We start from the raw sequence: 23,240 nt of genomic DNA, 5'->3' as shown, positions 1-23,240 counted from the left end.
TTCCGGGTTATCTTTGCACTTCGTTACCTACCCGCAGCAACCCTATGGCCACTATCACCAAAGAAGCCGTCCTGAAAGCCCTCAGCTACGTTGAGGAGCCCGATCTGGGCCAGGACCTCGTGACGCTCAACATGATTGAGGACGTGGCCATCGATGGCCGCACCGTCTCGTTCACCGTCGTGCTCACTACGCCCGCCTGCCCGCTCAAGCAGCTCATCCACGACGCCTGCGAGCGGGCCATTCATACCATGGTCGACAAGGACGCGGAGGTGGTCATCGTGATGACTTCGCGGGTGACGACCATGCGCCAGAACCGCGATATTCTGCCCGGCGTGAAGAACATTATTGCCGTGGCTTCGGGCAAGGGCGGTGTGGGCAAAAGCACGGTTACGGCTAACCTGGCCATTGCCCTGGCCCAAACCGGCGCCCGCGTGGGCCTCATCGACGCCGATATTTCCGGCCCCAGCATGCCGCTCATGTTCGGGGTAGAAAGCGCCCGGCCACACATTTTTCAGGGTGAAGACGGCAAGAACCGCATCCAGCCCATCGAGGCCCACGGCGTGAAACTGATGAGCATCGGCTTCCTGGCTCCGGCCGAGTCGGCCATTGTGTGGCGCGGCCCGATGGCTTCCTCGGCCCTCAAGCAATTCATCACGGAGGTTGATTGGGGCGAGCTGGACTACCTGCTGCTCGATATGCCCCCCGGAACCTCCGACATTCACCTGACCATGGTGCAGACCGTGCCCGTGACCGGCGCCGTTATCGTGACCACGCCCCAGAAAGTGGCGCTGGCCGATGCCGAGAAGGGCCTGCAGATGTTCCGGCTGCCGCAAATCAATGTACCGATACTGGGCGTAATTGAGAACATGGCCTGGTTCACGCCCGCCGAGCTACCCGACAACAAGTATTTTCTCTTCGGTGAAGGCGGCGGCCAAAGCCTAGCCGACAAGCACGAAATACCGCTGCTGGGCCACATTCCGCTGGTGCAGAGCATCCGCGAAAACGGCGACCAGGGCACGCCCGTCATTCTGCAGAAAGACACGCCGGCCGCCGTTGTATTCGGGCAGCTGGCCGAGGAGGTGGCCCGCCAGGTAAGCATCCGCAACGCCGTGGCCCCCAAAACCAATATTGTAGAGATGAACCGGTAGGTTTTCTTAGCCGCTTTCCTGCAGAGGCAGAAGCGAAACCGCGGAGGTCCGCAGAGCTGTTTAAGAACGACTCTGCGGACCTTCGCGGTTTATGTATGCGCTCCTCCGCAGGAAACGATACCAGAACGTTATTCTTCGCCCCATGTCAGCCCGCGCCCGCCTCCGCCAAAAAGCCGCACTCCGCAAGATTTTACGTTTTGGCTTCCAGCTACTGCAGGTTATCTTGGTCCCGGTTATGATGGGCTTGTTTTTCTATAGTTTTTTTGGCCTCGACTTGGTGACGGTAGACCGCGAAATGGCGCTTGAGGGGCAGGTAACCAAGTGCGACGTGAACCGCCAGCATTTCAACTGGTACCTGAACAACGACGAATCGGTCCGTTACGACCTCTGGTCGTTCGAGCCAGCCGACTCGGCCACCAGGCACCTGATAACGGCCGATAGTCTGGACTTTATTCTCGCAACGGGTGATTCGTCCGGCTATACCTACTACAACACGCTGGCCTATTATCTGCAAAAGGGGGCCCGAGTACGCAAGGAGGCCAATTCGCCCTACATGGTCGTGGAGCAGGACCACCGGATAACGCGGTGGCAATACCGGCCGTAAGCGCACAGTTCGCCGCTAAGTGCGGCAACCTGCCATCTTTGCCCCATGATTAAGCACCTCCTGCCCTGCCTCCTGCTCGTCTGCTCCACCGCTGGTTCAGCCCTTGCCCAAACGCCCACCCCCGCCGACCCCGCCATTCCGCGCCTCATTGCCGAGCGCCAGCAGCTGGTAAGCCAGTACGAGGCCGCCAATGGCCAGCGCAACGCCTTTCTGGCCAACAAGCCCAGCAAAAAGGACCTGCAGGAAGTGGTCGACGCGCTCAAGGGCATCATCCGCAAAGACACCGAGCTAATCCAGGCCGTGCAGGCAGCTACGCTGCGCAGCAAGGCCGCCGTAGCGGCCGAAAACCAGCAGGCAAAGCAGCAGATAACCGTGGCCCAAACCGACCGCAGCAGCACTCAGCAGCGCTTCTACGACCTCGAAAATCAGGTGCAGAACCTGCAGGAGCGCGAGCGGCAGCAGGCCAAAAAAATGCGCGACCTGCAGGCCACCGCCGACGCCGCCACCGGCGCCCGCACCAGCCGCGAAGTGCTGGCCGCCACCTTGGCCCTCCTCGCCGCCGCCCTGCTGGCCTACGTGCTGAAGCTACGTGGCCAACTAAGCGCCCAGCCAGCCCAGCGGCGCAACTAGCTGCGGTTGGTGAGTTGCCAGTTGCCAGTAAAAAGAACGTCATGCTGAGCGGAGCCGAAGCATCTCTACCGCAGTAGTAATCCAATCGTTGCAACGAAGCGGTAGAGATGCTTCAGCTCCGCTCAGCATGACGTACTTTTTGTTCTAATTACCAATTCACTCCTTCACCAACTTCTCAGCCCGGAACACATCATCGGCAGCCTGCAAAAGCTTGGCGCGGAGCTGGGGATTATAGCTGGGGTGGGCCGTGAGGAAGTCGCGGACGGTGCGGGCGGCGGTAGGCGTCTGGTAGTTGCTGAGCGTGGCTTGGAGCCAGTAATAGGGAAAGAAAATGTCGCCGGTCTGCTGGATTTCTTCCAGCAGCGCCAGGCTCTGGGGCAGATATTTTTCGGAGGTGGCGGCCCGCAGCGGGTGGTGCAGGTAGGCCAGCGCCGCCGTCACCCAGGCTTCCTTTTCGCGGTTCTTTTCATCAGCCAGGGAGGCGAAGAAGGCGTCGCGAGTGGCCAGGTCGGGCGAGAGGGCGGGCAGCATGAACTCCATGCGCTTGCGGCGGTCGGGGTTGGTGATGCGGGTGAGCTGACGGGCCAGAATAGGCGTGGGGGCCGGGTAGTCGCGCACGGCCAGCGCTAGGGCCAAGCTGGTGTAGTCGTCCTCGGTCAGTTTCACGCCCGCGGGGGCCTGCTGCTGGTCCCAGATGCGGTAGAGGCGCGCCTGGGCCGCCCGGCTCAGGGCCACCAACTGGTAGGCTTTGAACAGCAGCTTCTTGGAGTTGGGCGCGGGGTTTTTCGCCAGGGCCTGCCATAATTCGGCTTCCAGCGCGGGGGCCAGAGCGGCGCGGCGGGCGGGCGCGAGCAGCTTCCAGTACACGTCGGTCAGCTGGTTGGTGAGCAGCTTGAGGTTGAGCTCCTCGGTTTCGCGGGGCAGCTGGCGGCGCACCACGGCCAGCAGCTCGGCGGGCGCGAGAGCCCGGCCGTTGAGCATATTTTCGTAGAGGTTCACGTAGGCCGCCGCCCGGGCCACCGGCGTGGGCAGAGCGGCCAGTCCGGCCGGCAGCGGCTTATCAACCGGGAACACGCCGTAGCCCAGGCCCGTGGAGTTGAACAGGATAAACACCGGGGCCAGCTCGCCCACGGCGGCGGGCACCGCCACTTCGCGGGCGTTCTGGTTCACGGTCAGCTCGCGGGTGCGGCCGTTGGGGTACACCAGCAGCAACTCAAAAAACTGGGGCCAGATACGGTCGGAGCCGTCTTCGGCCTGCTGGCGCAGGCGCAGGCTGCTGATGCGGCCGTTGGCGGTTTGCAGGTCGTAGTCGAATACCGGGCGGCCGGGCTGGTTCACCCACACCTGGTTCCAGGCCTGCAAATCAGCGGGCGTCCGTTCGTCAAGCAGCCGGATGAGGTCGGGCCAGGTGGCGTTGCCGTGGGCGTACTGCTTCAGGTACGCGCGCAGCCCGTCGCGGAAGGGTTCCTCCCCCATCAGCCGCTCCAGCTGGCGCATCATAATGGGCGCTTTGTGGTAGATGATGCCCCCGTAGAGCGAGCCCGCGTCGCTGAGGTTATCCAGGTTCTGGCGGATGGGGTTGGCCCCGCTGGTGCGGTCGACGCCGTAGGCGGCCGGGTAATGGTCGATAACGAACTTGAGGTCGTAGTTCGACTCCGGCAGCGCCACCTGGGTGATTTTATCGGCCATGAAGTTGGCAAACACCTCCTTCATCCACACGTCGTTGAACCACTGCATGGTCACCAGGTCGCCGAACCACATGTGGGCCGTTTCGTGGGCAATGAGGTTGGAACGGGCAATTTTCTGGTCCTGGGTCGCGCCTTCATCCAGAAACAGCGAGCTGGCCTTGTAATCGATGGCCCCGACGTGCTCCATGCCGCCGTACTGGAAATCGGGCAGAGCCACGAAATCGAACTTCTGAAACGGATATGGGATGCCGGTGTAGGCTTCCATAAACTGAAGCGCGTCGGCATGAATCTGGAAGATGGGGTCTAGGCTCAGGGCCAGCTTGCTCTTATCGGTTTCGCGGTGCAGCAACTGCATAGTGCGGCCCGCCGGACTGCGCACGAGGTGCGAGAACCGGCCCGCCGCGAACGAGAATAGGTAGGTGCTGATGGTATCGGAGGGCGCGAAGCGGTAGGTTTTGCGGCCGTTTGCGCGGGTCGAATCCTGCAAAGGGCCATTGGCCAGCGCCTGCCAAGCGTCGGGCAGGGTGAGCGTGAGCGTGAAGGCAGCCTTGAGGTTGGGCTGGTCGAACACCGGGAACACGGTGCGGGCACGGTCGGGCACGAGCAGCGTGTAGAGGTAGTCGTCGTTGCGGTTGAGGCTCTGGTTGCCGGCCACGAACTCAATCTGCACCGCATTGGCCCCCGGGCGCAGACTGGCGGCGGGCAGCACCAGATGCTCAGCGCGGTGGTCGATAGGCACCGGCTGGCCGTTCACGCGCAGGGCGTGCAGGTTGGCGGTCCGCTCCTTGAAATCAAGCTGCAGCGGCTGGCCAGCATCGGTGAGGTGGAAACGTACCGTTTCGGTTGCTCCGATGGGGGCGGCCCGGTCGGCGGGCACATCCAGGTGTAGTTCGTAGCCCAGGCGCGACACCCGGCGGGCCCGGTCATCGGCCAGCTCCCGACTCACGCCCGGCACCACGGCCGGGGCAGCGGTGCCGGCGGCAGCCACTGTAACAGGCGTAGCCACCGGCGTCAGCGGCGCGCGGGCGCAGGCGGCCAGCAGCAGGCCCAGGGGCAGTAGCGAATAACAGGAACGCGGGCAGGCAGGAATGGTCATGTAGAAAAGACTAGGAGCGCGAAGATGCCCAAGATACAGCCGTTTGGCAGCTGTGGCCCGGATTGTAGAGGCGCGTATTCGCGTCTCGGCGTAGAACTGCGGGCATCTTGTTGTCTGGTTTTGGCGGTAAACAACGAAGCGGTAGTTCACATGAGCACCACAGCATCAGCAACGACGAGACGCGAATACGCGACTTTACACCATACTTAACCGGCCGCCGGGCCCTATCTTGCTCACCGATGTCTGGTTCTTCCCTCCTACCCGCTGCCCTGCTCCCGCGCCTTTACCCACTTGGCGAAATGGCCGTGGTCCTGGAGTTCGGCACCGTCATCAGCGAAGCCACCAACGCCATCATTCAGGCCGTGGCCGACTACCTGCTGGCCCACCCGTTTCCGGGCCTGCAGGAGCTGGTGCCCGCCTTTACCACGCTCACCGTTTTCTACGACCCCTGGCAGGTGCGCGCGGCCGGAGCCGGGTCGCCGTTTGAAGTCGTGGCGGCCATTCTGCGGGAACGGCTGGCGCAACTGCCCCCTACAACCGCCGATGCGGAAACCGGGCCGGCAGTAGAAATTCCGGTGTGCTACGGGGGCGAATTCGGGCCCGATTTGGAGGCGGTGGCCCGGCACTGTGGGCTGAGTCCGGCGGAAGTGGTGGCCCGCCACGCCGGAGCAGATTATCGGGTGCATTTTATCGGTTTCGCGCCGGGTTTCCCTTACCTGGGTGGGCTACCCGCCGAGCTGGCCATGCCCCGGCGCGCCAGTCCACGGGCCCGGGTGCCGGCCGGCGCGGTGGGCATTGCCGGCGCCCAGACCGGCATTTATTGCCTGCCCACGCCGGGCGGCTGGCAGCTGATTGGCCGCACCCCCGAACGGCTGTTCCGGCCCGAAGCAGCCGACCCCAGCCTGCTACGGGCAGGCCAGCGGCTGCGATTCGTATCCATCACGGCGGAGCAGTTCCGTCATTGGCCCGCCGCATGAGCCTGCATATCCTGCGCCCCGGCCTGCTCACCACCATTCAGGACGCCGGCCGGCCCGGTTACCGCCGGGCGGGCGTGAGCGTAGGCGGCCCCCTCGACGCCCGGGCGTTGCGCGTGGCCAACCTGCTAGTGGGCAACGCGCCCGGCGCGGCTACTCTGGAAATCACCTTGCTTGGCCCCACCATCCGCTTCACCACCAACCACCTGCTGGCCCTGTGCGGCGCCGAACTCAGCGCCACTCTCAACGGCCAGCCCCTGCCCCCGAACCGGGCCGTAGCCGTGCGGGCCGGCACCGAACTCACCTTCGGCCGGCCCGAGGCAGGCTGCCGGGCCTATCTGGCCGTGGCTGGCGGGCTGGCCGTGCCGACGGTGCTGGGCAGCCGCGCTACCTACCTGGCGGCCGGTATCGGCGGGCTGGCGGGCCGGGCACTACAGGCCGAGGACGTGCTGCCCGTGGCCGAACCCGCTCCCACCGCCGTCCGCCTGCGCCAACTGCTGCTGGCCCGCTCGCCCGAGCTGCCCTGCGTAGCCGCGCCCTGGTTCGCCGACCGACCCTAACGCCCCGACCCGAAGCCGCGCCCGTGCTGCGGTCGGTACGCGGGCCGGAGTACGGGCAGTTCACGGCAGCCAGCCAGCAGGCTTTCTGGACCGAGGAATTCCAGGTTACACCGGCCTCCAACCGCATGGGCAGCCGGCTGGCGGGTCCGGCCCTGTTCCGCTCCGCCTATGGACCCGAGCTGCTCTCGGCAGCCGTCACGTTCGGCACGGTGCAGGTGCCGCCGGAGGGCCAGCCCATCGTGCTGCTGGCCGACCACCAGACTACCGGCGGCTACCCCCGCCTGGCCCTGGTAGCCGCGCCGACCTTTCGGCCCTGGCCCAGGTGCCCCCAGGCGGCACGTTGCGGTTCCAGGAAATCAGCCTGCCCAAAGCCCAGCAGTTGTATTTAGCCCAGGAAGACCGGCTGCGGCAACTGGAACGGGCCGTGGCGTTGCGGAGGGCGATGTAGGGGCGGGGCTTGCCCCCGCCCGCCGTTGAACGAAACCAAGCGCTACCGTTCGACGAAACCAGACGTCGCTATTCAATCAAGTCAGCCGCCCGTCATCAATGGCACCATGCGCCGCTGTTCATCGACAACCGTTTAACGGCGGGCGGGGACAAGCCCCGCCCCTACATCGGCCGCTTCCGCCTATCTTGCCCGCCTATGGACCCAACCCTTACCATCGACCTCAACTGCGACCTGGGGGAAAGCTTCGGCGCGTACTCCCTGGGGCAGGATGAAGCCATTTTGCCCTTTGTGACGTCGGCCAACATTGCCTGCGGCTACCACGCCGGCGACCCGACCGTGATGAAGCATACCGTGCGCCGGGCCATGCATCACGGCGTAGCCCTCGGGGCCCACCCCGGCCTACCCGACCTGGTGGGTTTCGGCCGCCGCGAAATGGCAATTTCCCCCGAAGAAGCTTACGATATGACGGTGTACCAGATTGGGGCGCTAGCCGCTTTCGTGCGGGCCGAGGGCGGCATGCTGCACCACGTAAAACCCCACGGAGCTCTTTATAACATGGCCGCCGTGAACCCCGACCTGGCCGAGGCCCTGGCCGAAGCCGTGTACCGGGTGGCCCCCGAGGCCTGCCTTTACGGGCTGGCCGGCAGCGCCCTGCCCCGGGCCGCTGAGAAGCTGGGTTTGCGCACCGCCCACGAGGTATTTGCCGACCGTAGCTACCAGCCCGACGGCACGCTCACGCCCCGCCGCCAGCCCGGCGCGCTGCTCAACGACCCCGCCGAAGCCGAAGCCCAGGTGCTACGCATGGTCCGCGAGGGCCGGGTGCGGGCCCAGTCGGGCGAGGACGTGGTTATCCGGGCCGACACAATATGCCTGCACGGCGACGGCCCCCATGCGCTGACCTTTGCTCGCCGGCTCCGGGCCGCGCTGGCAGCGGCCGATGTGACGGTGCAAACGCCTTCCGGGCTCCGCATATGAAGCCGGCCCGTAATTGGGGCGTGCTGCTGGGAGCCGCTTTTCTAATGGCCACTTCGGCCGTGGGCCCGGGCTTCCTGACCCAGACTACCGTGTTTACGCAGCGCCTCGGGGCCAGCTTTGGCTTCGTTATTCTGGCTTCTATTCTGCTCGATATTGGGGTTCAGCTGAACGTGTGGCGGGTGATTGCCGTGGCCGAGCTGCGGGCCCCCGACATTGCCAATCGCGTGCTTCCGGGCTTGGGCAGCCTGATTTCAGTGCTGATTGTGCTCGGCGGCCTGGCCTTCAACGTGGGCAACGTGGGCGGGGCCGGCCTGGGCCTCTCGGCTCTTACGGGCCTGCCCGTAACGATCTGCGCCGTGCTGGGGGCCGGGGTGGCGCTGGGGGTTTTCCTGGTCCGCGAGGCCGGGCGGCTCATGGACCGTTTCGCCCAGGTGATGGGCCTGGTGCTGGTGCTCACCATCGTCTACGTGGCCTTTTCTACCCACCCGCCCCTGGCCGAAGCGGCCCGCCGCACCCTGGCTCCCACCCAACTCGACCTCTCCTCCATCATCACGCTGGTGGGCGGCACGGTGGGCGGCTACATCACCTTTTCCGGCGGCCACCGCCTGCTCGACGCCGGCATTCGGGGCGAAGCGGCCCTGCCCGAAGTCACGCGCAGCGCCGTGCTGGGCATTTCGGTGGCCTCGCTGGTGCGGGTGTTCCTGTTTCTGGCCACGCTGGGCGTGGTGAGTCAGGGCCTAGCTATTGACCCGGCCAATCCGCCCGCTTCGGTGTTCCGGCTGGCGGCCGGGGAGGTGGGCTACCGGCTGTTTGGGGTGGTGATGTTCGCGGCGGCCGTTACGTCCATCATCGGCTCGGCCTACACGTCCATTTCCTTCCTTAAAGCCCTACTGCCCCGGGTGGCGGCCCACGAAAATCGCTGGATTATCGGCTTTATCGGGCTTTCCACGCTGCTGTTCCTGACTATCGGCCAGCCGGTGCAGGTGCTGCTCTGGGCCGGGGCGCTCAACGGCTTCATCCTGCCCCTCACCCTGGGTACCCTGCTGGTAGCGGCCTACCGCCCGGCCATCGTGGGCAGCTACCGCCACCCGCTGGTGCTGGCCGTGTTCGGGGTGCTGGTGGTGCTGGTGATGACCTGGCTCAGCGTCTCGGTGCTGCTGAAGGCGCTGGGGGTCTAAGGGCTCCTATTAGTATCCTTACGTTACGCCTCACCCCCCGGCCCCCTCTCCGAAAAAGGAGAGGGGGTGCCAGACGACAGTACGTTCGAGAACTGATTGCACAAGTCGTTGAACGCACCCCCTCTCCTTTTTCGGAGAGGGGGCCGGGGGGGGTGAGGCGCACGCAGAGGGCGATACGAAGCACGTAACGACCATATAAGCTGAGCCCCCAAACAACCCCGTCCCTACTTACCTTACGCCCCATGCCCCACCCCGCCCGCCTTCTGTTCGCCACCACCCTGCTGCTGGCTGCCGGCTGTACCGCCCGCCGCCCGGCCGAGGCAGCCTATGACCTGGTTATCACCCACGCCAACGTAGTGGACGTGGAAACCGGCACCATTCGGCCCGACCAGACGGTGGCAGTAGCCGGGGGCATCATCCGCCAACTCGGCCCCACCTCGGCCAGCGCCCCGCGGGCGGCCCGTACGCTCGATGCCCAGGGGCGCTACCTCATGCCCGGGCTCTGGGACATGCACGTGCATTTTCGGGGTGGCGACTCACTGGTAAACGCCAACCGAAACCTGCTGCCCCTGTACCTGGCCCACGGCATCACAACGGTGCGCGACGCGGGCGGCGACCTGACCCCGGCCGTGATGGAGTGGCGGCGGCAGATTACGGCCGGCCGGCTGGCAGGGCCGACCATCTTCACCTCAGGACCCAAAATTGATGGCCCCGGCGCGTTCTGGGCTGGTTCGCTGGAAGTGGAAACGCCCGCCCAGATTACGCGGGCCCTCGATTCGTTGCAGGCGCTGCGGGTCGATTACGTGAAGATTTACGAGAGCACCATTTCACGTGAGGCCTTTCTGAACACCATCGCGCAGGCCGAAAAGCGGGGCATGCGCACCACCGGCCACATGCCCTACACCGTAACGCTGGCCGAGGCCGCCGCGGCGGGCCTCGATGCCTCCGAGCACCTCTACTACGTGTTCAAAGCCTGCTCCAACCGCGAAGACAGCATCACGGCCGCCATCCGCCAGAGCCAGGGCACCGCTAGGCCCATCGGGCTGTTCGCGGCCCTGCCGGCCGTGTACCGCACCTACGACCCGGCCACCGCCGCCCGCACGTTCCGGATGCTGGCCGAGCAGCGCACGGCCGTGGTGCCCACGCTTTATATTCAGCAGCTGCTGGCCGATTTGCCCACCACCGACCACTCCCGCGACTCGCTGCTGGCCTACATCGACCCGAAAATTGAAGCTACTTACGCCCGCCGCCTGGCCGGGGTCCGGCAGCAGTCGGCCGCCACCCGGGCGTTCAACCAGCAGCTCGGGGCGCGGTTTCGGAGCCTGATTCCAGGGATGCAAAAAGCCGGCGTGCTGCTGCTGGCCGGCTCCGACAGCGGGGCCTCCAACTCCTACGTGTACCCCGGCGCGGCCCTGCTCAGTGAGCTCGACCAGCTGGTGCGCGCCGGCCTCACGCCCGCCGAGGCCCTGCGCACCGCCACTCTCAACGGGGCCCGCTTCTTCGGCCTCGAAGCCACGGCCGGCTCCATCGCCCCCAATAAAGCGGCCGATTTGCTGCTGCTCGAACGCAACCCGCTGACCAGTCTGGCGGCCCTGCGTGGGATTCACACCGTCGTGGCCCGGGGCCGGATATACTCGGCCGCCGAGCTACGGCAGCAGCTACAAGCCGTGCGGCGGCGCTAACGGCAGCGGTCCGAAACCTATGGGCTACGGTTAAGTTGAGACTTTCCACCTGTTATTCTTTCCGACACCCCAGCTTATGCGCTTCCTCTACCTCCTATTGCTGTGGCTGCTGCCGCTGCTGAGCTGGGCCCAAACGGGCGTGCTGAGCGGCACGGTGCGCGACCGGGCCACCCAGCAGCCGGTGCCGGGCGCGACCGTTACCCTGGAGGGTAGCAGCCTGGGTACGGCCGCCGATGAGCAGGGCCGCTTCCGGCTCGCCGACATCCCAACGGGCAGTTACAACGTGCGGGCCTCATTTATCGGCTACGAGCCGCTGCTACGGGCCAACATCGTCATCACCAGCGGCAACGCCAATATTGTAGGGCTGGAGCTGGTGGCGGCTCAGCAGCAGCTGGGCGAGGTGACCGTGACGGCCAGCCGGGCCATTCGGGTGGCTACGGCCGAAACACCGCTGAGCGTGCAGCGCCTGAGCGCCCAGGAAATCAAGAGCAACCCGGGCGGCAACTTCGATATTTCGAAGGTGGTGCAGGTGCTGCCCGGCGTGGGCGGCGGCGGCACGGGCGGTACCGCCGGCTTCCGCAACGACATCATCATCCGGGGCGGCGCGCCCAACGAAAACGTGTACTACCTCGACGGTATTGAGGTGCCGGTCATCAACCACTTCCAGACCCAGGGCAGCGCCGGCGGGCCGGCCGGCATGCTCAACGTGAGCTTCATTGAGGACGTGACGCTGAGCACCTCGGCCTTCGAGGCCCGCTACGACAACGTGCTGAGCAGCGTGCTGCAATTCCGCCAGCGCGAAGGCAACCCCGACCGCGTGCAGGGCAATATCCGCCTGAGCGGCACCGAGGTGGCCGGCACGCTCGAAGGTCCGCTGGCGCCCAACACCACATTTCTGGCCTCCGTGCGCCGCTCCTACCTGCAGGTGCTCTTCAAGCTGATTGACCTGCCCATCCGGCCCGATTACTGGGATTCCCAATTCAAAATCACCTCCAAGCTGGGCCCCAAAACCACGCTCACGGCCCTGGGCCTGGGGGCCCTCGACCATTTCGAGGTGGCCGTGCCGCGCTCCACTACGCCCGAAAAGGCCTACATCATCCGCAACACGCCTACCATCGACCAGTGGAACTACACCGTGGGCCTGAGTTTGCGCCAGCTGCTGCCGCAAGGCTACCTCAACCTGGCTTTGAGCCGCACCCAACTGCATAATCAAATCGATTTTTTTGAGGGCGGTTCGGCTTTCCGGGGCGATGAAAGCAAGCGGGTGCTGCTCACGCGCTCGGGCGAAACCGAGAACAAGCTCCGCCTCGACGTGAACCGCAGCGCCGGCCGCTGGCGCTACGCCTACGGGGCCGTGGGCCAGCTCATTCACTACGACAACCGCTTTTTCAACCGCCTGCGCCAGGCCGTAATAGCCCCCGACGGCACGGTGCAGCAGCCGGCCGTCACCGTCGATTTCAACTCGGCTATTGACTTCGCCCGCTTCGGTGCGTTCGGCCAGCTCACCCGCTCCTTCCTCGATGCCGACCGGCTTACGCTCTCGGCCGGTATCCGCACCGATGGCAACAGCTTCACCGATGGCGGGGCTAATTTACTGCGCACGATTTCGCCCCGGCTCTCGGCCACTTATGCCCTCACGCCGCGCTGGAACGCCAGCGCCAGCGTGGGCCGCTACTACAAAATTCCGCCCTCTACCCTGCTCGGCTTCCGCGACAACGCCGGCCAGCTCGTGAACAAATCCAACCGCTACATCGGCAGCACCCACTACGTGGCGGGCCTGGAGTTCCTGCCCAGTACCAGCCGCCGAATCACGCTCGAAGGCTTCTGGAAGCAGTACGACCACTACCCGGTGAACGTGCGCGACGGTATTTCGCTGGCCAACCTGGGCGGCGACTTCATTGCGTTAGGCAACGAGGCCGTGACCAGTACCGGCCGAGGCCGGTCGTTTGGCGGCGAGCTGTTCTTTCAGCAGCAGCTCACCCGCAACCTCTACGCGGTGGCTTCCTACACGCTGTTCAACAGCGAGTTTACGGGGGCCGATGGCCGCTACAAGCCCTCAGCCTGGGACACCCGCCACCTGGCCTCGGCGCTGCTGGGCCGCAAGTTCGGGCGGGGCTGGGAGCTGGGCCTGAAGTACCGCCTGGCGGGCGGCGCGCCCTACACGCCCTTCGATGCCGCCGCCTCGCGGGCCAACTACCTCACCGTGGGCCAGGGTGTGCTCGACTACAACCGCCTGAACACCCAGCGCCTGGGCACCTTCCAGCAACTCGATTTCCGGCTCGACAAGAAAATAAACCTGCGCCGCTTCACCTTCGATTTCTACGTCGACATCCAGAACGCACTGGCCCTGAAGTCGCCGGCCGTGCCCAGCTACGCCTTCCAGCGCACCCCCGACAACACCGAATTCGTGTCCACCGACGGCCAGCCCCTGCGCCCCGACGGCACCAACGGCATCCCCGTACTGCTCGACAACAACGCCGCCACCGTGCTGCCCACCATCGGGTTTATCGTGGAGTTTTGATGGTTTCGGAGTCAGGCCTGAGGCACTAGCTCACCTCCCCGGCCGACGCTTAACCGGGGGCCAGAAACGCCTTGATTTCGTCGGCTGTGGCCCTAGCCGAGCGGCCCACGCCGATGAGCGTAGCCGACGCAAAACCCGTCCAGGTGCCGTAGCCTACCAGCCACAGACCCGGCAAGGCGGTGGCCCGCGTGCCGACAGTGGCCACCCGGCCATCTGGCTGCATAACTCCTAGGTCTGCCAGAAATGAGAGGGCGGGTCGGAAGCCGGTGCACCAGATAACTGCATCTGCAGCCTGCTCGCGCCCATCGGCCCAGACGACGCCCGTGGGCGTGAACCGCGCAAACGGCCGCACGCTACCCAGCTCGCCCCGGCCGCGGGCCTCCTTCACCGGGTCTACCATTACGATGTGGCCCAGCGTGGGCGGGGTCGCTGCCGCCTGGCCGTCCTGGGCGTGGTAGCGCTGAGTGGCCTGGGTGAAGAGCACCCGGCCGTCCACGTCGTCGGGCAGGAAGCGGGGGGCTTTTTCCGTGACCCAGGTGGTGTGCGCCACCCGGGAAACTTCGGCCAGCACCTGCGCCCCGGAGTTGCCGCCGCCCACTACCAGCACCCGCTGCCCGGCGAAGGGCGCCGCCTGCTGGTAATGAGCCGAGTGCAGCTGCACCCCGCCAAAACCGGCCTGCCCAAGGTAAGCCGGTACGAAGGGGTTGCGCCAGCTGCCCGTGGCGCATACTACCGCCCGGGCCCGCCATGTTCCGGCATCGGTTTGCACTACGAAACCGCCCTGCGAAGATTGATGAATAGCGGCTACGCGCACGGGCCGCCGCACCGGCAATTCGTACCGCTGCTCGTAGCGCGTGAGGTAGTCGATAACCGCGTCGCGGGTAGGAAAGCTGTTGTCCGCTGGCCGCGGCATGAGCCAGCCCGGCAGGGAGCTGGCGTCGGCCGGCGAGAACAGCCGCAGCGAGTTCCAGCCGTGGGGCCAGGCCCCGCCGGGGGCCGGCTGGTCGTCGAGCAGCTCGAAGGCCAGACCCGCCCGCCGCAGGTAGTAGCCCACGGCCAGCCCACTCTGGCCGGCCCCGATAACGAGCACGTCGGCAGTGAAGTCAGCAGTAACGGGAAGGGTGGCGAAATTCATGTACAATGGCTGCATTGAAACGAAGGAAGCTACGCGGTCGGGGCCACCGGTTTGCCGCCGTACCAGCGGCGGCGGGACCAGAAGGCCACGTTGACCAGCGCAATCAGGGCCGGCACCTCAATCAGCGGACCGATGACGCCGGCAAATGCCTGGCCCGAGTTCAGCCCGAACACCCCGATAGCCACGGCAATGGCCAGCTCGAAGTTGTTGCCGGTGGCCGTGAAGGCGATGCTGGCATTCTCGGCGTAATCGGCCCCCAGCCACTTGCCAGCCGCAAAGCTGACCACGAACATGATACCGAAATACAAGGCCAGCGGCAGGGCAATGCGCAGCACATCGAGCGGCACCTGCACAATGGTTTCGCCCTTGAGGCTGAACATCACCACGATAGTCAGCAGCAAAGCCCCCAGCGTAATCGGGCTGATGGCCGGGATATAGACCTGCTCGTACCAGGCGTCGCCCTTGAGGCGGCGCAGCACCAAGCGCGAGCCAAAACCGGCCGCGAACGGGACGCCCAGGTAGAGGAGCACACTCTGGGCAATGTCCCAGATACCAATGTTCACGGCGTAGCCCTTCAGCCCAAAATACGGCGGCAGCACCGTGATGAACAGCCAGGCCAGCACCGCATAGAACAGCACCTGGAAGATGGAGTTGAGCGCCACCAACCCGGCGGCGTACTCGCGGCTGCCGTCGGCCAAATCGTTCCAGACCAGCACCATGGCAATGCAGCGGGCAATACCAATGAGAATCAGGCCCATCATGTACTCGGGCTTGTCGGGCAGCAGCCAGATGGCCAGAAAGAACATGAGCAGCGGCCCCACTATCCAGTTCAGAACCAGCGAAAGCCCAATAATGCGGGTGTTGCGGAAAACCGTGGGCAGCTGCTCGTACTTGACTTTGGCCAGCGGCGGGTACATCATCAGAATCAGGCCGATGGCCAGCGGCACGTTCACGGTGCCCACCGAGAAGTAGTTGACGGCGGCGTTGAGGCCGGGCACGAAGTAGCCCAGGCCCACGCCCAGCCCCATCGCCAGAAATATCCAGAGCGTGAGGCCGCGGTCAAGGCCCGAAAGCTTTTTTTCGGCCAGCGCGGCGGGGGCCGGGGCGGTAAGGGGAGTTGCTTGCATGGGGCTAATAGGCTTTGCGGAGCATGTCGGCGTACTCGTTGGGCAGCGGCGAGGCCTCCACGGCGGCGGCGGCCTGCTCCACGTTGTAGGCCACGCGCACGAACCCGCTGCGCAGGCTGCTAGGCTCGGTCAGGCGGGTGTGCTCGTCGAGGTGGAGCAGCAGGTAGGCGGCGCGGGGGTCGCCATCCTTGGGCTTGCCCACTGAGCCGATGTTGAGCGCGTGGCGGTAGCGGGTTTCGCCCGCATGCTCGTAAGCAATGGCCCGATGGTAGGGCTTGTGGGTGTGGCCGAAGAGCAGAATGTCGGCCCCGGCCCCCTCCAGTAGGCGGCGGAAACTATCTTCGGGAAAGTCCTCGAACAGGTATTGGTTGATGCGGTGCGGTGAGCCGTGCACCATAAATAGGCTGAGCGTGCAGGGTTCGTCCTCGAAATCGAGGCGCATATGTTTGGGCAGCAGGCGCAGGTAGCGCCGCTCATCGTCGCCCACCACGGCGTTGGTGTAGGCAATACTTTGGGCGCCCAGGTTCTTATCCACGTCGGTTTTGTAGGCGCAGCCGCACTCCGTGCGGGCCAAACCGATGCCCTGGTCGTAGTTGCCGGCCAGCGTGGGGATGCCCCGCCGGCGCACCTCGTTCACCACTTCGTTGGGCCAGGGCGCGTAGCCCACCAAGTCGCCCAGGCAGAAAATCATATCGGGCCGGCGCAGGTCAATATCGGCCAGCACGGCTTGCAGCGCCGGCAGGTTGCCATGCACGTCGGAGAAAAAGGCAATGGTCATCAGCGGGAGAAAAAGGGCGTACAGCAGAACGGCGCAATCTGCCGGTTGAGCCCTTGAGGAACATCTAGCAGCACCCGCCGCCCGGGGTGCAGGCGGCCATTTGCAGCTGCGGCAGGGAGAATTGCTGGGCATCGGGAATGCCGCAGGCATCCTGGGCCAGGCAGGCGGTCTGCTTGGGCGTGAGCACGAAATCGGTACCGTCGAAGGTGAGGCCGAACTTGCCGATGGTGACCTGCTGGTACTCTACTTCGATGGGCAGATTTTCGCTGCCCAGAATCTTATCGGAGAGGTTGAGGATGTGCAGGAATCTCTGCGGGGCCAGCCGGTGGTCGTAGTCGCCAGCCTCCCAGAGCTGGAAGTTGGCCACGGTTTCGCGACGCTCCACCCCGCCGCAGTCGATGAAGTGCTTGCTGACCAGGCCCACTTCCGTAACATGGAAATGCGCGGGCAGGTACTCGCCGGTAGGCAAGCGGAAATTCACGGCTTCCAGCCCCGTCAGGGCCTGCTTCATTTCAGAAATGTTCATGGTTGAGGAGGTTAAAAAGAGCAAGGGTATCGAATGTCGGTGCTGGTGTTCTTGAAGCGACTGCTTGGTATTCAACAAAATGCTAACGGCTACCAGTTTAAAGCTAACAGCCTGGTAATTAGAAGGCGCAGGCATCGGCTGGCCCGCAGGCCGCGCCGCTCGTAGCCTCCGTGAAGAAGGCCGTGAACTGCTGCTGCACCTGGCGCAGCAACTCGGTATTGAGGCAGTAGCAAACCGTGAGCCCGTCAATTTCGCCGCGAATCAGGTCCAGGGCCTTCAGCTCCTGCAGATGCTGGAAAACGGTGGTGCGCGAGAGCGGCAGCTCGGCCGCGATGTCGCCCGAAATGCAGGTATGCTTGCTGGCCAGCAGCTGAATGATGGCCACCCGCGCCGGGTGGGCCAGGGCCTTAGCCACGCGGGCTAGCTGCTGCTGGTCGGCGGTGAAAGCGGCGGTTTTGGCGTAGGTCATGGCTGAAGCCGGGAGCTATGTCGCAAATATACGACATAGCTATGACGTATGTTTGCGACATAGTCTTTTTCCTCCGTGCCCCAGCTCATATCCGCAGCAAGGGCTCGGCTGCCTCCCTCCTCCCTGGGGCTCGGGCCGCCGCCAGGAATATATTTCCCTCCCGACCGCAGGGTTTCGCCGCAGGTGGCATCTGAGCCAGTGAAGCTGTTTAGGAAACAGGCACCGGGCTCAGCCAAGCCAGTATCCAGAATTTAATCGGTGACACTGGGATTATGGCAAGCCCGCTCCTTTACTGGCTGAGTAAGGCAACGCGAATTCTAAGGGGCCACTCTCACGCAAGGGAAATTGATAACTGCCCGGCGTACCTTGCGGCCCATGCCCGACCCCACCGACACCCACCCGTTTATCCTCACCGAAGTTTCGCCGGAACTGGCCACGCCCGAGCGGCAGCAGCGCCTGCTGGTGGACCTCTCGGACATGGATGATTATTACGTGGTGTTCGAGCGGTACGGGTTTGGGGGCGGCGGGGCCAGCTGGGCCGAGCACATCGAAACGATTCTGGAGGAGCACGACCCCGAGCTGCTTGACCATGTGGAGCTGGCCGGGGCGGGCGAGATTTTCCGCGCCTATACCGACGGACCGGCCGCCACGGCGCGGTTACTGGTGCTGGTGCAGCCCATCTTTGCCGATTTGGGGGCCTTGAGCAAGTACCTGGCCCAGGCCGACCCCACCGATTTTTTCGAGTAGCGCCCCCAAGCAAGCCCGGCAGTGGCTTTTCGAGCGACTCCTTCGCATCGGAGGTTCTTAATCCGTTCTTAAATCCGGCCGCACTTTCGGCTCCCGGCCCACCGCCGGCTGGGTAGCTATGCCTGCTGACTACCTGTACTCTGCCATGCCGCGCGAGTGGATGCAGGGACCTTAGCAGCGAGGAACGAGGAGCGAGGAGCGAATGAACTATACCTATACTGTCTATCAACATCTTACAGCCTAGCTTCTGTAGCTGGCGTGATGGGTGGGGGCGGCTCTCATTATTGGGCTGGAGGCCGGGGTGGGAATGTGCTGGGGAGCCGCCAGAGGGCGCAGGGGGCATTAAGGCTTTTTAATGTAGGCTTAACCTGACCCTAATACCAGGGGCGGACTTTTGTGCCGTCGGGCTGCCATCCGACGCACTTCTTTCCTCCCCAACTCCTCTTCAATGCCCCTGCCCCTGCTCTCCCGTTTCCGTTGGCTGCTGCTACCGCTTTGCGCCGCTTCGCTCGCCGGCTGCGGGGCCGAAACCCAAGCCGACACGCCTAAGAAAGAAACACTGCCCGAAATCCTGGTGACGGCCCTGAGCGCCCGTGACACGGTGCTCACCCACAGCTACGTGGCCGATATTCAGGCCGTGCGCAACGTGGAGGTACGAGCCCGGGTTGAAGGCTTTCTGGAGGAAATTTACGTGGACGAGGGCCAGACCGTGCGCAAGGGCCAGACGCTGTTCCGCCTCAACGACACCGAGTACCGTAGCCGCGTCAGCCAGGCCAAAGCCGCCCTTGGCAGCGCCCGCGCCGATGCCCGCGTAGCCGAGCTGGAGCTGGAGCGTGTTCAACTGTTAGTGAGCAAAAACATCATCTCTAAAACGGAGCTCGATGTGGCCCGCGCCAAGCTACACGCCGCCCAGGCCGCCGTGCAGCAGCAGCTCTCGGCCCAGGCCCAGGCCAACCTCGATCTGTCGTACACGCTCATTAAGGCCCCTTTTGATGGCGTTATCAACCGTATTCCACTCAAAAAGGGCAGCGTGATTGAGGACGGCACCCTGCTCACGTCCATCTCCGATGCCGCCGACGTTTTCGCCTACTTCAACGTGTCGGAAACCGACTATCTGGAGTACGTGAGGACCCGCCGCCAGGACTCGGCCCGCGCCACCAACGTGGCCGCGCTCATTCTGGCCGACGGCAGCACTTACCCGGTGCAGGGCAAGGTAGAAACAGTGGAGGCCCAGTTTGCGCCCAACACCGGCTCCATTGCCTTCCGCGCCCGCTTCGAGAACCCCAAATACCTGCTGCGCCACGGCGCCTCGGGCAAGGTGCTGCTCACCAACACGGTGAAAGATGCCGTGCTGGTGCCCCAGAAATCGGTGTTTGAGGTGCAGGACAAGAACTACGTGTACCTGCTGGGCAAAGGGGGCAAGGTGAGCCAGCAGGCATTCGAGCCCGAAGTCCGCCTCGCCGACTACTACGTGGTGAAGGCCGGCCTCAAGCCCGGCGACCGGGTGGTGTACGAAGGCATCCAGGAGCTGCGCGACGGCGCCATCATCAAGCCCCGGCTGGTTACGATGAAAGAGATGCTGAACAGGTAGGGTGCGGGGCTTATCCCCGCCCGCCGTTGAACGATTGTCGTTGAAACGGTGCGAACGGCGGGCGGGGACAAGCCCCGCCCCTACCAGCCTATACACTACCAACTAAGCTCAAAGCACTAACAAGAAAGAATGCTCGCACTCTTCATTCGCCGGCCGGTTTTGTCGCTGGTTATTTCGCTCTTTATTACGCTGCTGGGGGGGCTGGCGCTGTTTACGCTGCCCATTACCCAGTTCCCCGACATCGTACCGCCCTCGGTGACGGTGACGGCCAAATAAACCGGGGCCAACTCGGAAGTGCTGGCCAAGGCCGTGGCCACGCCGCTGGAGCGGGCCATCAACGGCGTGCCGGGCATGACCTACATTCAGTCGGTGAACTCGAACAGCGGCACCACGCTGATTACCGTGTTTTTTGAGGTAGGCACCGACCCCGACCTGGCCGCCGTGAACGTGCAGAACCGGGTGCAGACCGTTATCGACGAGTTGCCCGAGGAGGTAATTAAGGCCGGCGTAGCTACCGAGAAGGAGGTGAACAGCATGCTGCTCTACCTCAACATCATGAGCGACGACCCCAAGGTGGGCGAGAAGTTCATCTACAACTTCGCCGATATCAACGTGTTGCAGGAGCTTAAGCGCATTGATGGCGTGGGCTTCGCCGAAATTATGGGCTCGCGCGAGTACTCGATGCGGGTGTGGCTGCAGCCCGACCGCATGGTGGCCTACAACGTGTCGGCCGACGAGGTGGTGGAAGCTATCCGGGCCCAGAACGTGGAGGCGGCCCCGGGCCGGTCGGGCGAAAGCTCGGGCTCCCAGGCCCAGGTGTTGCAGTACGTGCTGCGCTACACCGGCAAGATGTTCGAGCCCCGGCAGTACGAAAACGTGGTGCTGCGGGCCAACCCCGACGGCTCGGTGCTGCGCCTCAAAGACGTTGCCGAAGTCAAGTTCGACGTGCTCAACTACGGCATGACCTCGAAGATTGACGGCCGCCCCTCGGCCGCCATCATGCTCAAGCAGCGCCCCGGCTCCAACGCTTCGGAGGTAATTGCCAACGTGAAGGAGCGCATGGCCGAGCTGAAAGGCACCAGCTTCCCGCCCGGCATGACTTACAACGTGTCGTACGACGTGTCGCGCTTCCTCGACGCCAGCATCAACGCCGTGCTCATCACGCTGCTTGAGGCCTTTATCCTAGTATTTATCGTGGTGTACCTGTTTTTGCAGGACTGGCGCTCGACGCTGATTCCGGCCCTGGCCGTGCCGGTGGCTCTGATTGGCACGCTGTTTTTCATGCAGCTGCTGGGCTTCAGCATCAACCTGCTCACGCTGTTTGCGCTGGTACTGGCCATCGGTATCGTGGTCGATAACGCCATTGTGGTGGTGGAAGCCGTGCATGCCAAAATGCACGAGAAGCACCTGTCGGCGATGGATGCCACGCTGGAGGCGATGGGCGAGATTGGCGGGGCCATCGTGGCTATTACCCTGGTGATGTCGGCCGTGTTTATTCCGGTCTCGTTCATGGACGGGCCGGTGGGCGTGTTCTACCGGCAGTTTTCGCTCACGCTGGCCATTGCCATTGTGATTTCGGGCGTGAACGCGCTGACCCTGACGCCGGCCTTATGCGCCCTGATGCTCAAGCCAATGGCGGAGGGTGAAGAAGCCCAAAAGGGCTTTATCAACCGCTTTTTCTCCGGCTTCAACCGCCGCTACGAAAACCTGGCCCAGGGCTACCAGCGGCTGGTGCGCTACGTGGCCAACCGCCGCGTCATCACCATTGGCCTGCTGATTGGTTTCACCCTGGCTACCTGGGGCGTGCAGTCGGTGCTGCCTTCGGGCTTCATCCCGACCGAGGACCAGGGTATGATTTACGTGAACGTGACCACCCCGCCCGGCGCCACCGTGGAGCGTACCGAGCGCGTGCTCGACGAAGTGGAGAAGGTAGCCGCCAGCCTCAAGCCGGTCGAATCGGTATCGACGCTGGCCGGCTACAGCCTCATGAACGAGGTGGCGGGCTCCAGCTACGGCATGGCCATGATCAACCTCAAAACCTGGAAAGACCGCGACCAGTCGGTGAACGAGCTGATTGCCGAGCTGAACGAGAAAACCAAGGATATCAACGACGCCGACATCCAGTTCTTCCCGCCGCCCACCGTGCCCGGTTTCGGCAACTCGGCCGGCTTCGAGCTGCGCCTGCTCGACCGCACCGGCCGCGGCGACCTGCAGCAAACGGCCAAAGTCAGCCAGGATTTCGTGGCGGCCCTGCGCCAGTCACCCGCCATCGGCTCGGCCTTCACCGGCTTCGACGCCAGCTTCCCCCAGTATCTGATTCACGTCGACCAGGACCAGGCCGCCAAGAAGGGTGTGACGGTGGACAAGGCCATGAGCACGCTCCAGACGCTGATGGGTTCGTTCTACGCCTCCAACTTCATCCGCTTCGGCCAGATGTATAAGGTAATGGTGCAGGCCGACCCCAGCTTCCGCACCAAGCCCGAGGACGTGCTCAAGCTCTACGTGAAAAACGACCGCAACGAGATGGTACCCTACTCGGCCTTCGTGCGGCTGGAGCGGGTGTACGGCCCCGAGCAGCTCACGCGCTACAACATGTACACCTCGGCCATGATTAACGGCGACTCGGCCCCCGGCTTCTCGTCGGGCGACGTGATTTCGACCATGGAAAAAGTGGCCGCCACCGAGCTGCCCCGGGGCTACAGCTACCAGTGGAGCGGCATGACGCGCGAGCAAATTCTGAGCGGCAACCAGGCGCTGTACGTGTTCGGCATCGTGCTGATTTTCGTGTACCTGTTGCTGGCCGCCCAGTATGAAAGCTTCCTGCTGCCGCTGCCGGTGCTGCTGAGCTTGCCCACCGGCATCTTCGGCGCCTTCCTGGCCCTCAAGCTGCTAGGCCTCGAAAACAACATCTACGCCCAGGTTTCGCTGTTATGCTGATTGGTCTGTTAGGCAAGAACGCCATTCTCATTATCGAATTCGCGGTGCTCAAGCGCAAGGAAGGCCTCTCGGCCCTCGATGCGGCCGTGGAAGGCGCTTACGCCCGCCTGCGCCCCATCCTGATGACCAGCTTCGCCTTTGTGGCCGGCCTGATTCCGCTCACCATCGCCACCGGCGCGGGCGCCCTCGGCAACCGCTCCATCGGCACGGCCGCGGCCGGCGGCATGCTCATCGGCACCCTGTTCGGCGTCATCCTGATTCCGGGTTTGTACGTGCTGTTTTCGGGCGGTGGCAAGAAGAAAAACTCGAAACCGGTGGAAACGCCCGTGGAAGAGGCCGTTTTGGTCTGACCTTACTCCCCGCTCCCCACCGGGGAGGGGGCCGGGGGGTGGGGTGTTCGTTGACACACAGCTCCCAGCTCCTGAC

At 64.3% G+C, this 23,240-nt stretch carries 18 protein-coding genes and 1 pseudogene; 13 read left to right on the top strand and 6 right to left on the bottom strand.

The genetic code is table 11. The features are described 5' to 3' along the window. The first annotated feature begins 44 nt into the window (after window positions 1-44). The 3 genes from D0N36_RS11055 (at window position 45) to D0N36_RS11045 (ending at window position 2,382) form a co-directional block, all read left to right on the top strand. Window positions 45-1,148, top strand: a complete 1,104-nt coding sequence (locus D0N36_RS11055; RefSeq protein ID WP_116941451.1) for an Mrp/NBP35 family ATP-binding protein — start codon at window positions 45-47, stop codon at window positions 1,146-1,148. Between the two features lie 235 nt (window positions 1,149-1,383). Further along, the gene (locus D0N36_RS11050) at window positions 1,384-1,752 is read left to right on the top strand and encodes a hypothetical protein (RefSeq protein ID WP_147320837.1); all 369 of its coding nucleotides are present in this window, start codon (window positions 1,384-1,386) and stop codon (window positions 1,750-1,752) included. Between the two features lie 45 nt (window positions 1,753-1,797). Further along, window positions 1,798-2,382, top strand: coding sequence for a hypothetical protein (locus D0N36_RS11045; RefSeq protein ID WP_190242631.1), 585 nt, complete (start codon window positions 1,798-1,800; stop codon window positions 2,380-2,382). A gap of 156 nt (window positions 2,383-2,538) precedes the next feature. On the opposite strand, the gene D0N36_RS11040 is transcribed toward D0N36_RS11045, so the two are convergent. Next, window positions 2,539-5,166 (bottom strand): M1 family aminopeptidase, encoded by a 2,628-nt coding sequence (locus D0N36_RS11040; protein WP_116941449.1) that lies wholly within the window; start codon window positions 5,164-5,166, stop codon window positions 2,539-2,541. A gap of 239 nt (window positions 5,167-5,405) precedes the next feature. Here D0N36_RS11040 and pxpB point away from each other — a divergent pair, with 239 nt between their 5' ends. The 7 genes from pxpB (at window position 5,406) to D0N36_RS11010 (ending at window position 13,504) form a co-directional block, all read left to right on the top strand. Further along, complete coding sequence (pxpB, locus tag D0N36_RS11035) at window positions 5,406-6,143, top strand: 5-oxoprolinase subunit PxpB (protein WP_116941448.1); 738 nt, start codon at window positions 5,406-5,408, stop codon at window positions 6,141-6,143. Next, a complete protein-coding gene (locus D0N36_RS19960) occupies window positions 6,140-6,700 on the top strand; it encodes a 5-oxoprolinase subunit C family protein (protein ID WP_262895314.1) in 561 nt (186 codons plus the stop codon). Before pxpB ends, D0N36_RS19960 begins: the two co-directional genes overlap by 4 nt. 23 nt (window positions 6,701-6,723) lie before the next feature. Next, window positions 6,724-7,089, top strand: coding sequence for a 5-oxoprolinase subunit C family protein (locus D0N36_RS19955; RefSeq protein WP_262895313.1), 366 nt, complete (start codon window positions 6,724-6,726; stop codon window positions 7,087-7,089). 254 nt (window positions 7,090-7,343) lie between these two features. After that, a complete protein-coding gene (locus tag D0N36_RS11025; RefSeq protein WP_116941447.1) occupies window positions 7,344-8,123 on the top strand; it encodes a LamB/YcsF family protein in 780 nt (259 codons plus the stop codon). Next, a complete protein-coding gene (locus D0N36_RS11020) occupies window positions 8,120-9,301 on the top strand; it encodes an NRAMP family divalent metal transporter (protein ID WP_116941446.1) in 1,182 nt (393 codons plus the stop codon). Before D0N36_RS11025 ends, D0N36_RS11020 begins: the two co-directional genes overlap by 4 nt. 242 nt (window positions 9,302-9,543) lie before the next feature. Further along, a complete protein-coding gene (locus D0N36_RS11015) occupies window positions 9,544-10,983 on the top strand; it encodes an amidohydrolase family protein (RefSeq protein WP_116941445.1) in 1,440 nt (479 codons plus the stop codon). A gap of 76 nt (window positions 10,984-11,059) precedes the next feature. Continuing rightward, window positions 11,060-13,504 carry a TonB-dependent receptor gene (locus D0N36_RS11010; protein ID WP_116941444.1) on the top strand — a complete coding sequence of 815 codons (2,445 nt, stop codon included), beginning with the start codon at window positions 11,060-11,062 and terminating at the stop codon, window positions 13,502-13,504. A gap of 49 nt (window positions 13,505-13,553) precedes the next feature. Here the strand turns inward: D0N36_RS11010 and D0N36_RS11005 are convergent, their stop codons facing one another. The 5 genes from D0N36_RS11005 to D0N36_RS10985 form a co-directional block, all read right to left on the bottom strand. Then, entirely contained in the window at window positions 13,554-14,639 is a 1,086-nt protein-coding gene (locus D0N36_RS11005) for an ArsO family NAD(P)H-dependent flavin-containing monooxygenase (RefSeq protein WP_116941443.1), read from the bottom strand. Between the two features lie 29 nt (window positions 14,640-14,668). After that, window positions 14,669-15,766: an ACR3 family arsenite efflux transporter gene (arsB, locus tag D0N36_RS11000; protein ID WP_116941442.1), complete on the bottom strand. Its 1,098-nt coding sequence runs from the start codon at window positions 15,764-15,766 to the stop codon at window positions 14,669-14,671. A gap of 4 nt (window positions 15,767-15,770) precedes the next feature. Then, window positions 15,771-16,544 (bottom strand): metallophosphoesterase family protein, encoded by a 774-nt coding sequence (locus tag D0N36_RS10995; protein ID WP_116941441.1) that lies wholly within the window; start codon window positions 16,542-16,544, stop codon window positions 15,771-15,773. A gap of 64 nt (window positions 16,545-16,608) precedes the next feature. Further along, entirely contained in the window at window positions 16,609-17,070 is a 462-nt protein-coding gene (locus tag D0N36_RS10990; RefSeq protein WP_116941440.1) for a DUF6428 family protein, read from the bottom strand. A 118-nt stretch (window positions 17,071-17,188) separates the two neighbouring features. Further along, complete coding sequence (locus tag D0N36_RS10985; RefSeq protein ID WP_116941439.1) at window positions 17,189-17,539, bottom strand: ArsR/SmtB family transcription factor; 351 nt, start codon at window positions 17,537-17,539, stop codon at window positions 17,189-17,191. A 375-nt stretch (window positions 17,540-17,914) separates the two neighbouring features. Between D0N36_RS10985 and D0N36_RS10980 the strand changes: the two genes are divergently transcribed. The 3 genes and pseudogenes from D0N36_RS10980 to D0N36_RS10970 all read left to right on the top strand — a co-directional run bounded on the left by D0N36_RS10980 (window position 17,915) and on the right by D0N36_RS10970 (window position 23,164). Beyond that, entirely contained in the window at window positions 17,915-18,286 is a 372-nt protein-coding gene (locus tag D0N36_RS10980) for a hypothetical protein (RefSeq protein WP_116941438.1), read from the top strand. A gap of 448 nt (window positions 18,287-18,734) precedes the next feature. Further along, window positions 18,735-19,877, top strand: coding sequence for an efflux RND transporter periplasmic adaptor subunit (locus D0N36_RS10975; protein WP_116941437.1), 1,143 nt, complete (start codon window positions 18,735-18,737; stop codon window positions 19,875-19,877). 129 nt (window positions 19,878-20,006) lie between these two features. After that, a pseudogene (locus tag D0N36_RS10970) lies at window positions 20,007-23,164 on the top strand (efflux RND transporter permease subunit). Window positions 23,165-23,240 lie beyond the last annotated feature (76 nt).

Source organism: Hymenobacter lapidiphilus (assembly GCF_003417065.2).
In the GTDB taxonomy this organism is placed as follows: domain Bacteria; phylum Bacteroidota; class Bacteroidia; order Cytophagales; family Hymenobacteraceae; genus Hymenobacter.
Note: the sequence above shows the minus strand (reverse complement) of the source record. Positions and strands in the feature narration are given on the sequence as shown.